Origin of the sequence: Serratia sp. Tan611 (genome assembly GCF_905188235.1) — a bacterium.
GTDB classification, from domain to species: domain Bacteria; phylum Pseudomonadota; class Gammaproteobacteria; order Enterobacterales; family Enterobacteriaceae; genus Serratia_B; species Serratia_B rhizosphaerae.
Map to the genome: position 1 here is coordinate 219,660 of NZ_LR994655.1, position 13,431 is coordinate 233,090.

Here is a 13,431-nt window from a genome sequence, read left to right on the forward strand (position 1 = left end):
CAACATTTCCGGACAAATTAGCGATGGCGTCAGTGTAATAGATCTTGCTGGTCACGATGTGTAACTTTTTCTGTACGACGGATTCGCAGAATGTTTTTCCGTGCGGTAATTTTCCGAGTAAAAAATTAGTAAACAGATTGTTAACCAGTGTAACGCGCTGCATAAAGGAGGAAATAGCTCAGATTTCATCCATACTTTATCCTGTTTACATCGCTTGTTTCTGGATGGTCAAGTTGATTTGCAGAAGAAAACTCCTGTTTAATGGCATGAAAAATAAGGTCTTATAAGAAAATACTGCCGTTTAAATGCCTAAGTCATTATTACTTATGAATAAAGCGCTGATGCGTCGGCATGGCAAACACAACGGATAGCTTCACACACAACAACAGACGGGGATGATGCGGATGAAAGTAACCAAGGGTAAGGCATGGTTGGCCGGCTGCATCGCCATGGCGATGAGCCACGGCGCGCTGGCGGAAGAGATTAAAGTGGCCGTCGTCGGGGCGATGTCCGGCCCGGTGGCGCAATACGGCGATATGGAATTTACCGGCGCGCGTCAGGCGATCGCCGATATCAACGCCAAGGGCGGCATCAAGGGTGACAAACTGGTGGCGGTCGAATATGACGATGCCTGCGATCCGAAGCAGGCGGTGGCGGTGGCCAACAAAGTGATCAACGACGGTATTCGCTATGTAATCGGCCACCTGTGTTCGTCATCCACCCAGCCGGCGTCGGATATCTATGAAGACGAAGGGGTGATTATGATTACCCCGGCGGCCACCAATGCCGATCTGACGACCCGTGGTTACCAGATGATCATGCGCACCACCGGGCTGGATTCCGACCAAGGGCCGACCGCCGCCAAATACATTATGGAAACCCTGAAGCCGCAGCGCATCGCCGTGGTGCACGATAAGCAGCAGTACGGCGAAGGCCTGGCGCGCGCGGTGCGTGACAGCCTGCAGAAAGCAGGGGTGAAACCGGTCATGTTTGAAGGGATCACCGCCGGCGATAAGGACTTCTCCACGCTGGTCGCCCGCTTGAAAAAAGAGAACGTGGACTTTGTCTACTTCGGCGGCTATTACCCGGAAATGGGGCAGATTCTGCGCCAGGCCAAACAGGCCGGGCTGAAGACCCGTTTTATGGGGCCGGAAGGGGTGGGCAACTCCTCGCTGTCGAATATTGCCGGCGCGGCGTCGGAAGGCATGCTGGTAACGCTGCCGAAGCGTTACGATCAGGTGCCGGCCAACAAAGCGGTTGTCGATGCGCTGAAGGCCAAGAAGCAGGATCCTACCGGTCCTTTCGTCTGGACCACCTATGCGGCGCTGCAGGCGCTGACGACCGGCATGGAGCGCAGCGGCAGCCAGGAGCCGGAGGATATCGTCAAGGATCTGAAGGCCAAGCCGGTGGATACCGTGATGGGGCCGCTGAGCTGGGATGAGAAGGGCGACCTGAAAGGCTTCGAGTTCGGCGTTTTCGAATGGCACGCCGACGGCACCTCGACGCCGGTGAAGTAACCGACCTTTCGTCTTTCACGTTGCAGTCTTGCCGGGGAAAGGCGCATCCCGGCGGGCGTGGGCGCGGCATGCCGCGCCCTGCACTCAACGCGCAGCCGAGGGTCCGCGTATGTCTGAGCAGTTTCTCTATTTCCTGCAGCAAATGTTCAACGGGGTGACGCTGGGCAGCACCTATGCCCTGATCGCCATCGGTTACACCATGGTGTACGGCATTATCGGCATGATTAACTTCGCCCACGGCGAAGTGTATATGATCGGCAGCTATGTCTCGTTTATCGTCATCGCCGCGCTGATGATGTTCGGCATCGACGCCGGCTGGCTGCTGATCGGCGCGGCGTTTTTGGTGTCGATCGTGATCGCCAGCGCGTACGGTTGGAGCATCGAGCGGGTGGCCTATAAGCCGGTGCGTTACTCCAAACGGCTGATCGCGCTGATCTCCGCCATCGGCATGTCGATCTTCCTGCAAAACTACGTCAGCCTGACGCAGGGATCGCGCGATCTGGCGCTGCCGAGCCTGGTGACCGGCCGCTGGGTGCTGGGGGAAAGCAACGGCTTCGCCGCTACCGTCAGCACCATGCAGCTCACCATCTGGGTGGTCACCTTCCTGGCGATGCTGGCGCTGACGCTGTTTATCCGCTATTCACGCATGGGGCGTGCCTGTCGCGCCTGTGCGGAAGATTTAAAAATGGCCAGCCTGCTGGGCATCAACACCGATCGGGTGATCTCGCTGACCTTCGTGATCGGTGCGGTGATGGCGGCGGTGGCCGGCGTGTTGCTGGGGCAGTTCTATGGCGTGATTAATCCGTATATCGGCTTTATAGCCGGGATGAAGGCCTTTACCGCCGCCGTGTTGGGCGGCATCGGCAGCATTCCGGGGGCGATGATCGGCGGTCTGGTGCTGGGGGTGGCTGAAGCGCTGACCTCGGCCTACCTGAGCGCCGAATATAAAGACGTGGTGTCATTCGCCCTGCTGATCGTGGTGCTGTTGGTGATGCCGACCGGGATTCTGGGCCGTCCGGAGGTTGAGAAGGTATGAAACTCAATCTGCTTAATGCCCTGCTCGCCGCGGCGGTGCTGTTTGTGATGGCGGCCTTTCTGATGGGGATGCAGCTGGGCCTGGACGGCACCAAACTGGTGGTGCGCGGCACGGCAGAAGTGCGCTGGATGTGGATTGGCATCGGCTGCGCGGTGGTGTTTGTTTTTCAGCTGCTGCGCCCGCTGTTGCAGCAGGGGCTGAGTAAAGTGAGCGGCCCGGCCTGGGTATTGCCGAGCTTTGACGGCAGCACGCCGCGACAAAAGCTACTGGCCGCGCTGCTGATCGTCGCTGCCGTCGCCTGGCCGTTTCTGGTGTCGCGCGGGACGGTGGATATCGCCACCCTGACGCTGATCTACGTCATGCTGGGGCTGGGGCTGAACGTGGTGGTGGGGCTGTCCGGCCTGCTGGTACTGGGCTACGGCGGCTTTTATGCCATCGGCGCCTACACCTATGCGCTGCTCAACCACTATTACGGCTTTGGTTTCTGGGAGAGCCTGCCGCTGGCGGGGATGGTGACCGCGGCGTTCGGTTTTCTGCTGGGGTTCCCGGTTCTGCGGCTGCGCGGCGACTATCTGGCGATCGTCACGCTCGGCTTCGGGGAGATCGTGCGCATTCTGCTGCTGAACAACACCGAGATCACCGGCGGGCCGAACGGCATCAGCCAGATCCCGAAGCCGACCCTGTTCGGGCTGGAGTTCAGCCGCAGCGCACGCGACGGCGGCTGGGATACCTTCCATAACTTCTTTGATCTGAAATATGACCCCAGCGACCGCATTATTTTCCTCTATCTGGTGGCGCTGCTGCTGGTGGTGCTGACGCTGTTTGTGATTAACCGTCTGCTGCGCATGCCGCTGGGGCGCGCCTGGGAGGCGCTGCGTGAGGATGAGATCGCCTGCCGCTCGCTGGGGTTAAGCCCGACCAAAATCAAGCTGACGGCATTTACCATCAGCGCCGCCTTCGCCGGTTTTGCCGGCACGTTGTTCGCCGCGCGTCAGGGGTTTGTCAGCCCGGAGTCCTTTACCTTCGTCGAATCGGCGTTTGTGCTGGCGATCGTGGTGCTGGGCGGTATGGGCTCGCAGTTTGCGGTGATCCTGGCGGCGGTTCTGCTGGTGGTGTCGCGGGAGATGATGCGTGATTTAAATGAGTACAGCATGCTGCTGCTGGGGGCGCTGATGGTGCTGATGATGATCTGGCGGCCGCAGGGGCTGCTGCCGATGAAGCGTCCGCAGATGAAGCTGAAAGCGGCGGATATTCAGGCGGCGAAGGAGGAGCAGCCATGAGCGCGCAACCTTTGCTGACGGTCGAAGGACTGTCGATGCGTTTTGGCGGACTGCTGGCGGTGAATAACGTCGGCCTGACGCTCAATCAGGGAGAGATTGTCTCGCTGATTGGCCCGAACGGCGCGGGCAAAACCACCATCTTTAACTGCCTGACCGGCTTCTACCGCCCGACCAGCGGCACGGTTCGCCTGCGTGAGCGTCAGTTGGCGGGGCTGTCCGGCCAGGCGATCGCCCGGCTGGGCGTGGTGCGCACCTTTCAGCACGTGCGCCTGTTCCGAGAAATGACGGTGGTGGAAAACCTGCTGGTGGCGCAGCACCAGCATTTACGCAGCGGGGTGTTCGCCGGGCTGCTGAAAACGCCGGCCTTTCGCCGCGCCGAAGCCGACGCGCGTGAGCGGGCGGCGGTGTGGCTGGAGCGCGTTGGTCTGCTGGAGATGGCCAACCGTTCGGCGGGCAATCTGGCCTACGGCCAGCAGCGGCGGCTGGAGATCGCCCGCTGCATGGTGACGCGCCCTGAACTGCTGATGCTGGATGAACCGGCGGCGGGGCTGAACCCGAAGGAGACCGCCGAGCTGGATCGGCTGATTGTCGAACTGCGCAATCAGCATCAGGTCTCGGTGCTGCTGATTGAGCATGATATGAAGCTGGTGATGGGGATTTCCGACCGGATCTATGTGGTGAATCAGGGCGCGCCGTTGGCGCAGGGGACACCGGAGCAAATTCGCCATAACCCGGATGTGATCCGGGCATACCTGGGGGAAGCGTAATCATGATGCTGTCGTTTAATCAGGTTTCCGCCCATTACGGAAAAATTCAGGCGCTGCATCAGGTCAGCCTGACCATCCGCCAGGGGGAGATTGTCACGCTGATCGGCGCCAACGGCGCCGGCAAAACCACCTTACTGGGCACGCTGTGCGGTGAACCGCGCGCCAGCGAGGGAACGGTCACGCTGCTGGATCAGGACATCACCCGCTGGCCGACCTCGCGGATTATGCGCGAAGCGGTGGCGATCGTGCCGGAAGGACGGCGGGTGTTTGCACGCATGACGGTGGAAGAGAATCTGGCAATGGGCGGCTTCTTCGCCGCACGTCCGCAGTATCAGCAGCGGCTGGAGCGGGTGTTCCAGCTGTTCCCGCGCCTGCGGGAGCGCCGCGGGCAGCGCGCCGGCACCATGTCCGGCGGTGAGCAGCAGATGCTGGCTATCGGCCGGGCGCTGATGAGCCAGCCGAAACTGCTGCTGTTGGATGAACCGTCGCTCGGTCTGGCGCCGATCGTTATCCAGCAGATTTTCGACACCATAGAACAGCTGCGCGCGGAGGGGATGACCATCTTCCTGGTGGAGCAGAACGCCAATCAGGCGCTAAAGCTGGCGGATCGCGGTTATGTACTGGAAAACGGCCGCGTGGTGTTGGAAGATACGGGAGCTGCATTGTTAGCAAACGAAGCAGTTCGCTCCGCCTATCTGGGGGGCTGACCCCGGTGATTGCCCGGGGCGTCGGGGTGCCTGTCGCGCGCCCCTTTTCTTACCGATTACGAGATAAAAAGATAAATCATGAACGCTGAAGGACTTCTCGCCCAACGTATTATCAATGTTAAAAGCTCTGCCATTCGTGAATTACTCAAACAAAGCAAAATGCCGGGCGTCATCTCACTGGCGGGCGGCATTCCTTCCGATGCGCTGTTCGACTTCGAGGGGTTGAGCATCGCCACCCGGCAGGCGATCGATGAACAGCCGAAAAGCGCGTTCCAGTATGGCCTGACGGAGGGCAGCCCGCTGCTGCGCGAACGAATCTGCACGCTGTGTGCCGAACGTGGGGTGCAGGCGCGGCCGGAAGATGTGATGGTCACCGCCGGCTCGCAGCAGGCGCTGGATCTGGTGATGCGCACCGTGGTGAACCCGGGTGACGTGTTTGTGGTGGAAAGCCCGACCTATCTGGCGGCGCTGCAGACGCTGGAGCTGGCGGAAGCCACGGTGATGTCGGTCTCCTCCGACAGCGACGGCATGGTGGTGGACGAACTGGCCGAGCTGCTGAAAACGCAGCGCATCAAAGGGGTATACGTGGTGCCGACTTTCGGCAACCCGAGCGGCCTGACGCTGAGCGCCGCGCGCCGTGAACAGCTGGTCCGGCTGGCGGCGGAGCATAACTTCCTGATTATTGAAGATGACCCCTACGGCGAACTGCGCTTTACCGAAGAGCGCAACGCCACGCTGTATCAGGTGGCGCAACGGTTGCTGGGGCATACCGATAACGTGATTTACACCTCAACCTTCTCGAAAATCCTGGCGCCGGGCCTGCGTCTGGGCTGGGCGATCCTGCCGCCGCTGCTGCTGCAGAAGGTGGCGATTATCAAGCAGGCGGCGGATCTGCACGCCAGTGCGCTGTCGCAGAGCATCGTCGAATGTTATCTGGGCCTCGGCCGCCTGCCGGCGCAGATCGACACCATCCGTCGTGCTTACCAGCAAAAAGGCGAGCTCCTGGCCGAACTGGTGCGCAGCGAACTGGGTGAGGTTATCGACTTCGATATGCCGAAAGGCGGCATGTTCCTGTGGGCGCGTTTCCGTCAGCCGTTCAACGCCACCGAATGGCTGAACGCGACGCTGGCCAACGGTGTGGTGTTTGTGCCGGGGGAATATTTCTTCGCTAACCGTCCGGATCGTTCTACGTTCCGTCTGTCGTTCGCCACCGCCAGCGAACAGGAGATGCAGGAAGCGGTGGCGCGTCTGCGCCGTTCGCTGTAACCCTGCCTGGCGGTGCGCATAAGGCGCGCCGCCGACATTAAAACGCCATCTGCACTTAACCCTGCTGTCATCCCGCCGTCACCCAATCATTATTATTTTGTCATCTGCGCATGACATGTTTGCTGCCGAACAATAATCAATTCCTTTGCGCTCAGGCGCTTTTACACCAGTTTTCAGGAGCAAGGCATGATCACCATGAAAAAAGCGGCGCTGTGCGTGGCGCTGACGCTGGCGGCCGGCGCGCAGGCGCAGGCGGCGACCGAAATTCCGTTCTGGCACTCGATGGAAGGGCAGCTTGGTAAAGAAGTGGATTCGTTGGCCGAGCGTTTTAACCAGACGCACAGCGACGTCAAGATCGTGCCGGTTTACAAAGGCAACTACGAACAGAGCCTGGCGGCGGGCATTGCCGCCTACCGTTCCGGCAAGGCGCCGGCGATCCTGCAGGTGTATGAGGTGGGCACCGCCACCATGATGGCGAGCAAGGCGATTAAGCCGGTGTATCAGGTGTTTAAAGAGGCGGGTATCAGCGTTGATGAGTCGGCGTTCGTGCCGACGGTAGCCGGTTACTACACCGACAGTCAGAGCGGTCATCTGCTGTCGCAGCCGTTCAACAGCTCCACCCCGGTGCTGTACTACAACAAGGATGCGTTTAAACAGGCGGGGTTGGATCCGGAACAGCCGCCGAAAACCTGGCAGCAGCTGGCGGAATACAGCAGCAAGCTGCGTGCGGCCGGCATGAAGTGCGGCTACGCCAGCGGCTGGCAGGGCTGGATCCAACTGGAAAACTTCAGCGCCTGGCACGGCGTGCCGTTCGCCAGTGAGAACAACGGTTTTGGCGGCGCCAGCGCCAAACTGCTGTTCAACCAGCCGCTGCAGGTCAAACATATCCAACTGCTGGAAGCGATGAACAAGAAGGGGGATTTCACCTACTTCGGCCGTAAAGATGAATCCACCGAGAAGTTCTACGGCGGCGACTGTGCCATTACCACCGCTTCCTCCGGTTCGCTGGCGGATATCAAACACTACGCCAAATTCAATTATGGCGTCGGCATGATGCCGTATGACGCCGACAGCAAAAATGCGCCGCAAAACGCCATTATCGGCGGCGCCAGTCTGTGGGTGATGAATGGCAAAGACGCCGCCACCTATAAAGGCGTGGCCGAATTCCTGCAGTATCTGGCGCAGCCGGCGATCGCCGCCGAATGGCACCAGAAAACCGGCTATCTGCCGATCACTACCGCAGCCTACGAACTGACCAGGCAGCAAGGGTTTTATGACAAAAACCCGGGCGCCGATGTGGCGACGCGTCAGATGTTGAACAAGCCGCCGTTGCCGTTCACCAAAGGCCTGCGTCTGGGCAATATGCTGCAGATCCGCAGCGTGGTGGATGAGGAGCTGGAAAGCGTGTGGACCGGTAAGAAAACGCCGCAGCAGGCGTTAGATGCCGCGGTGCAGCGCGGCGATGCGCAGCTGCGCCGGTTTGAGGCGTCTACCCGCTAATAAGCAAATGACGGGCGCCGCCGCTGCGCCCGCGTCCGGCGTGTGCGCTGACGCACGCCGGGCCCGTTCCTGCTGCTGATAAATGGGTTAATCCTATGTCTTCTTCTCGTACCGGTTTCGGCTGCAGCTGGCTGCCCTATGCGTTGGTGCTGCCGCAGCTGCTGATTACCGCGATATTTTTCCTGTGGCCTGCCGGTGAGGCGCTGTGGTACTCGGTGCAGAGCCTCGATCCGTTCGGCCTCTCCAGCCGGTTCGTCGGGCTGGAGAACTTTAGCCAGCTGTTCCAGGACCCGTATTACCTGGACTCGTTCTATACCACGCTGATTTTCAGCGGACTGGTGGCCGGCATCGGTCTGGCGCTGTCGCTGTTTTTCGCCGCGCTGGTCGATCACGTGGTGCGCGGCAGCCGTCTCTATCAGACGCTGATGATCCTGCCCTATGCGGTGGCGCCGGCGGTAGCGGCGGTGCTGTGGATTTTTCTGTTCAACCCCGGCCTGGGGCTGATCACCCATCTGCTCAGCGCGCTGGGCTACGACTGGAACCACGCGCAGAACAGCGGCCAGGCGATGTTCCTGGTGGTGCTGGCGTCAGTGTGGAAGCAGATCAGCTATAACTTCCTGTTCTTCCTGGCGGCGCTGCAGTCGATTCCCCGTTCGCTGGTGGAAGCGGCGGCGATCGACGGCGCCGGCCCGGTGCGGCGCTTTTTCCATCTGGTGCTGCCGCTGATCTCGCCGGTCAGCTTCTTCCTGCTGGTGGTGAATCTGGTTTATGCCTTTTTCGACACCTTCCCGGTGATTGACGCCGCCACCAGCGGCGGGCCGGTGCAGTCGACCACCACGCTGATCTACAAAATCTACCGCGAAGGCTTCGCCGGTCTGGATCTGTCCAGCTCCGCCGCCCAGTCGGTGGTGCTGATGCTGCTGGTGATCGGCCTGACGGTGATCCAGTTCCGCTTTGTTGAGCGTAAGGTGCGTTACCAATGATTGAGAACCGACGCGGGCTGGATATTTTCTGCCATGTGATGCTGATTATCGGCGTGCTGCTGATCCTGTTTCCGCTGTATGTGGCGTTTGTCGCCGCCACGCTGGACGACCGGCAGGTGTTTCAGGTGCCGATGAGCCTGATCCCCGGCGATCATTTGTGGGAGAACCTCAGCCGCATCTGGCGGGATGGGATCGGCAATGTTAAAGCACCGTTCGGGCTGCTGCTGCTCAATAGCCTGGTGATGGCGCTGGCGATCACCATTGGCAAAATCTCGGTCTCGATGCTGTCGGCCTATGCGATCGTCTATTTCCGCTTCCCGCTGCGCAGCCTGTTTTTCTGGCTGATCTTTCTGACGCTGATGTTGCCGGTGGAAGTGCGTATTTTCCCCACGGTGCAGGTGATCGCCGATCTGAAGCTGCTGGACAGCTATACCGGCCTGACGCTGCCGCTGATGGCGTCGGCCACCGCCACCTTCCTGTTCCGCCAGTTCTTTATGACGCTGCCGGATGAACTGCTGGAGGCGGCGCGCATCGACGGCGCCGGGCCGCTGCGCTTTTTCTGGGATATCGTGCTGCCGCTGTCGAAAACCAACCTGGCAGCGCTGTTCGTGATCACCTTTATCTACGGCTGGAATCAGTATCTGTGGCCGTTGCTGATCGTCAGCGATGCCGATATGGGTACCGCGGTGGCGGGGATTAAAAGCATGATCTCCACCTCCGGCGCGCCAACGCAGTGGAATCAGGTGATGGCGGCGATGATTCTGACCTTAATCCCACCGGTGGCGGTGGTTCTTCTGATGCAGCGCTGGTTTGTGCGCGGTCTGGTAGACAGTGAGAAATAAATGGCAGGTTTAAAACTACAGGCAGTCACCAAGTCTTATGACGGCAAAAATACCGTCATCCAGCCGTTCGATCTGGACGTCGCCGACGGCGAGTTCATTGTGCTGGTGGGGCCGTCGGGCTGCGGCAAGTCGACGCTGCTGCGCATGGTGGCCGGGCTGGAGCGTATCTCCAGCGGCGATATTTACATTGACCATCAGCGGGTCAGCGAGCTGGAGCCGAAAGATCGCGGCATCGCCATGGTGTTCCAGAACTATGCGCTGTATCCGCACATGAGCGTGTACGACAATATGGCCTACGGGCTGAAAATCCGCGGCTTCGGTAAACAGCATATTCAGCAGCGGGTGAACGATGCGGCGCGTATTCTGGAGCTGGGGCCGTTGCTGCAGCGCAAACCGCGCGAGCTGTCCGGCGGGCAGCGCCAGCGGGTGGCGATGGGGCGCGCCATCGTGCGCGAGCCGGCGGTGTTTCTGTTTGATGAGCCGCTGTCCAATCTGGATGCCAAACTGCGGGTTCAGATGCGTCTGGAGCTGCAGCAGCTGCACCGGCGGCTAAAAACCACCAGTTTGTATGTAACCCACGATCAGGTGGAGGCGATGACGCTGGCGCAGCGGGTGATCGTGATGAATAAAGGCGTGGCGGAGCAGATCGGCACGCCGACGCAGGTGTATCAGCGTCCGGCGTCGCTGTTTGTCGCCAGCTTTATCGGTTCGCCGGCGATGAATCTGTTGCCCGGCGTTATCAGCGTTGACGGCGGCAGCCTGCAGCTGGAGGACGGCTTCAGCCTGCCATTGCCGCAGGCGCGCCCTGCGTGGAGCGGCCGCCGGCTGACGCTGGGGATTCGGCCGGAGCATATCGTGCTGGCGCAGGATGCACGCGGCGCGATTCCGCTGACCCTGCAGACGCTGGAGCTGTTGGGGGCCGATAATCTGGCTCACGGGCAGTGGGGCGGCGCGGGGATAATCGTGCGTCTGGCGCATCAGCACTTGCCGACGCCGGGCAGCACGTTATATTTACAGCTGCCAGCGCAGGCGCTGCACTTTTTTGATACTCAAAGCGGATTACGGATGGAATGATGACCCAAGCCTGGCCTTATCCTCATATCGTCGCCCATCGCGGCGGCGGCTCTCTGGCGCCGGAAAATACTCTGGCGGCGATCGACGTCGGCGCACGCCACGGCCATACAATGATTGAGTTCGACGCCAAGCTGGCGCAGGACGGACAGATCTTCCTGCTGCACGACGACACGCTGGACAGAACCAGCAACGGCTGGGGCGTGGCCGGCGAGCTGCCGTGGGACAAGCTGGCGCAGCTGGATGCCGGCAACTGGTACAGCGCGGCGTTTAAGGGAGAGCGGCTGCCGCTGCTGGCCGAGGTAGCTCAGCGTTGCCGGCAGCACGGCATGATGGCCAACATTGAAATTAAACCCACCCGCGGCGCGGACGAGGAAACCGGCCGGGCGGTGGCGCAGGCGGCGCGCCTGCTGTGGCAGGGGCAGACCGATCCGCTGCTCTCTTCTTTCTCTGTGGCGGCGTTGGCGGCGGCGCAGGCGGCGGTGCCGGAGCTGCCGCGCGGCCTGCTGCTGGAACGCTGGCGGGATGACTGGCGTGCGCTGACCGAACAGTTGGGCTGCGTGTCGCTGCATATTGCGCATCAGGCATTGACCGCCGAGCGGGTGCAGGCGCTGAAGCAGGCCGGCCTGCGGATTCTGGCGTATACCGTCAACCGCCCGGAGCGGGCGCGACAGCTGTTGGATTGGGGCGTAGATTGCATCTGCACCGATCGTATCGATCTGATCGGCGCAGATTTTTAACTTAACGCGCGCCGGCCGGCCGCGGCGCGACGGGCACCGCCGGCGTGGTGCGATCGAACGGGTTGCGGGGCTGATTGCCGTTTGGCAGCGTTTGGCTGCCGTTCGGCGTCATTTGCCGCAAGCGCTGCTGATTGTTGTCAAATTGCCGCTGCTGCTGCAGGCGGCGCTGATCCAATTGCTGATTGTTCAGCATACGTTGCTGCTGCTGTTGCTGCGCGCGCTGATTGAGAAACTGCTGCTGCCCGCTCAGCGTCGTGACGCCGTTTTCCGCCGCCGCTGAGGCAGACGCCAGCATCAGGAACACCATGCTCCAGAATTTGCCTTTCATCATTCACTCCTCCTGTGTTTTAAGCTTAACGCAAAGCGGTAAAAATGCTGTGAGTTCTATTATTGACCAGATGTAAACCCGATTCGTGCCGCATCGGGCGCTGCCATCCGTTACAATCGCTGTTTTACCGTGCATAGGAAATTCCCGACGTGCTACTGCTGGTTATTACTACCATTTTATGGGCATTCTCTTTTAGCCTGATTGGCGAATATCTCGCGGGTCAGGTGGACAGTTGGTTTTCGGTGCTGATTCGTATCGGCCTGGCGGCCGTGGTATTCCTGCCGTTTCTGCGCTGGCGCAACATCAAGGGGCGGGTGATCCTGCTGTATATGTTGGTGGGAGCCTGCCAGCTGGGCATCATGTACCTGTTCAGCTTCCGCGCCTTTTTGTATCTGACGGTGCCGGAGTTTCTGCTGTTTACCGTGCTGACGCCGCTGTACATCACGCTGATCTACGATTTGCTCAGCCGCCGGCGCCTGCGTTGGGGTTATATGTTCAGCGCTCTGCTGGCGGTGCTGGGGGCGGCGATTATCCGCTATCACCAGCTGAGCGAACACTTCTGGCTGGGGCTGCTGCTGGTGCAGGCAGCCAATATCAGCTTCGCCATCGGCATTGTCGGCTATAAGCGCCTGATGGAAGTGCATCCGCTGCCGCAGCATACCGCGTTTTCCTGGTTCTATCTGGGGGCGCTGGTGGTGGCCGTTGCGGCCTGGTTGCTGTGGGGGAACCCGCAACAGTTGCCGACCACCGGTCTGCAGTGGGGCATTCTGGTCTGGCTGGGCGTGGTGGCGTCGGGGCTGGGCTATTTTATGTGGAACTACGGCGCGACGCAGGTGGATGCCGGTACCCTCGGCATTATGAACAATATGCATGTGCCGGCCGGGCTGTTGGTTAACCTGGCTATCTGGCAGCAGCAGCCGCACTGGCCGAGCTTTATTATCGGCGGCGCGGTGATTTGCGCCTCGCTGTGGGTACACCGGCGCTGGGTGGCGGTGAAAGAAGCACTTTAAGACAGACGCGCTGCGAACAGAATTCAATATTTTTTCGTTCGTGGCGCCGTCTTTTCCGTTATTACATCCTTCACGTTTATTTATCGCTTCAGGTTATTTCTCATATTTCTCGCTTAACTAAGTATATTCCCGTTATTTTCTGTATTAATTCCGTTTGTTTTTTTATTATTCGCAGCTAATTCGGTTTATTCCCAAATATATTTTATCTTTGGCAATATATAATGACTTAATATTCAAGGGATATATATTTGTTTGTGAATAACAATTGATGATTTTCATTCCTGACTCTGGCGGCGTTATCTGAGCGAATGAACGTTAGGCTAAAAAACAATAAAGGTGACGTATGGAATGCGGTAAACCTATTAGAATTGTGCTGTATTCGCA

13 protein-coding genes are annotated in these 13,431 nt (G+C 59.8%); 12 read left to right on the forward strand and 1 reads right to left on the reverse strand.

Annotation, left to right across the window (positions count from 1 at the left end; genetic code table 11):
• The first annotated feature begins 404 nt into the window (after positions 1–404).
• The 11 genes from TAN611_RS00915 to ugpQ all read left to right on the forward strand — a co-directional run bounded on the left by TAN611_RS00915 (position 405) and on the right by ugpQ (position 11,709).
• Positions 405–1,517: a branched-chain amino acid ABC transporter substrate-binding protein gene (locus tag TAN611_RS00915; RefSeq protein WP_111736229.1), complete on the forward strand. Its 1,113-nt coding sequence runs from the start codon at positions 405–407 to the stop codon at positions 1,515–1,517.
• Positions 1,518–1,626: 109 nt separating this feature from the next.
• On the forward strand, positions 1,627–2,553 hold the full coding sequence (gene livH / locus TAN611_RS00920; protein ID WP_203067105.1) for a high-affinity branched-chain amino acid ABC transporter permease LivH: 927 nt from the start codon (positions 1,627–1,629) through the stop codon (positions 2,551–2,553).
• Positions 2,550–3,833, forward strand: a complete 1,284-nt coding sequence (locus tag TAN611_RS00925; protein WP_203067106.1) for a high-affinity branched-chain amino acid ABC transporter permease LivM — start codon at positions 2,550–2,552, stop codon at positions 3,831–3,833. Before livH ends, TAN611_RS00925 begins: the two co-directional genes overlap by 4 nt.
• A complete protein-coding gene (gene livG, locus TAN611_RS00930) occupies positions 3,830–4,600 on the forward strand; it encodes a high-affinity branched-chain amino acid ABC transporter ATP-binding protein LivG (protein ID WP_105229383.1) in 771 nt (256 codons plus the stop codon). Before TAN611_RS00925 ends, livG begins: the two co-directional genes overlap by 4 nt.
• Before the next feature lie 5 nt (positions 4,601–4,605).
• Positions 4,606–5,307, forward strand: coding sequence for a high-affinity branched-chain amino acid ABC transporter ATP-binding protein LivF (gene livF, locus TAN611_RS00935; protein ID WP_105233184.1), 702 nt, complete (start codon positions 4,606–4,608; stop codon positions 5,305–5,307).
• Between the two features lie 78 nt (positions 5,308–5,385).
• Positions 5,386–6,573: a PLP-dependent aminotransferase family protein gene (locus TAN611_RS00940; protein ID WP_105229384.1), complete on the forward strand. Its 1,188-nt coding sequence runs from the start codon at positions 5,386–5,388 to the stop codon at positions 6,571–6,573.
• Between the two features lie 186 nt (positions 6,574–6,759).
• Positions 6,760–8,073, forward strand: a complete 1,314-nt coding sequence (gene ugpB / locus TAN611_RS00945; protein ID WP_105229385.1) for a sn-glycerol-3-phosphate ABC transporter substrate-binding protein UgpB — start codon at positions 6,760–6,762, stop codon at positions 8,071–8,073.
• A 95-nt stretch (positions 8,074–8,168) separates the two neighbouring features.
• On the forward strand, positions 8,169–9,056 hold the full coding sequence (gene ugpA, locus TAN611_RS00950) for a sn-glycerol-3-phosphate ABC transporter permease UgpA (protein WP_105229386.1): 888 nt from the start codon (positions 8,169–8,171) through the stop codon (positions 9,054–9,056).
• Positions 9,053–9,898 (forward strand): sn-glycerol-3-phosphate ABC transporter permease UgpE, encoded by an 846-nt coding sequence (gene ugpE, locus TAN611_RS00955; protein WP_203067107.1) that lies wholly within the window; start codon positions 9,053–9,055, stop codon positions 9,896–9,898. Before ugpA ends, ugpE begins: the two co-directional genes overlap by 4 nt.
• Positions 9,899–10,972 (forward strand): sn-glycerol-3-phosphate import ATP-binding protein UgpC, encoded by a 1,074-nt coding sequence (locus TAN611_RS00960; protein WP_105229388.1) that lies wholly within the window; start codon positions 9,899–9,901, stop codon positions 10,970–10,972.
• Positions 10,972–11,709, forward strand: a complete 738-nt coding sequence (gene ugpQ / locus TAN611_RS00965) for a glycerophosphodiester phosphodiesterase (RefSeq protein ID WP_197952296.1) — start codon at positions 10,972–10,974, stop codon at positions 11,707–11,709. The genes TAN611_RS00960 and ugpQ overlap by 1 nt, the downstream gene beginning before the upstream one ends.
• Before the next feature lies 1 nt (position 11,710).
• On the opposite strand, the gene TAN611_RS00970 is transcribed toward ugpQ, so the two are convergent.
• Positions 11,711–12,040, reverse strand: coding sequence for a hypothetical protein (locus TAN611_RS00970; protein ID WP_105229390.1), 330 nt, complete (start codon positions 12,038–12,040; stop codon positions 11,711–11,713).
• A 146-nt stretch (positions 12,041–12,186) separates the two neighbouring features.
• Here TAN611_RS00970 and TAN611_RS00975 point away from each other — a divergent pair, with 146 nt between their 5' ends.
• Positions 12,187–13,047, forward strand: coding sequence for a carboxylate/amino acid/amine transporter (locus TAN611_RS00975; RefSeq protein ID WP_105229391.1), 861 nt, complete (start codon positions 12,187–12,189; stop codon positions 13,045–13,047).
• The last annotated feature ends 384 nt before the right edge of the window (positions 13,048–13,431 follow it).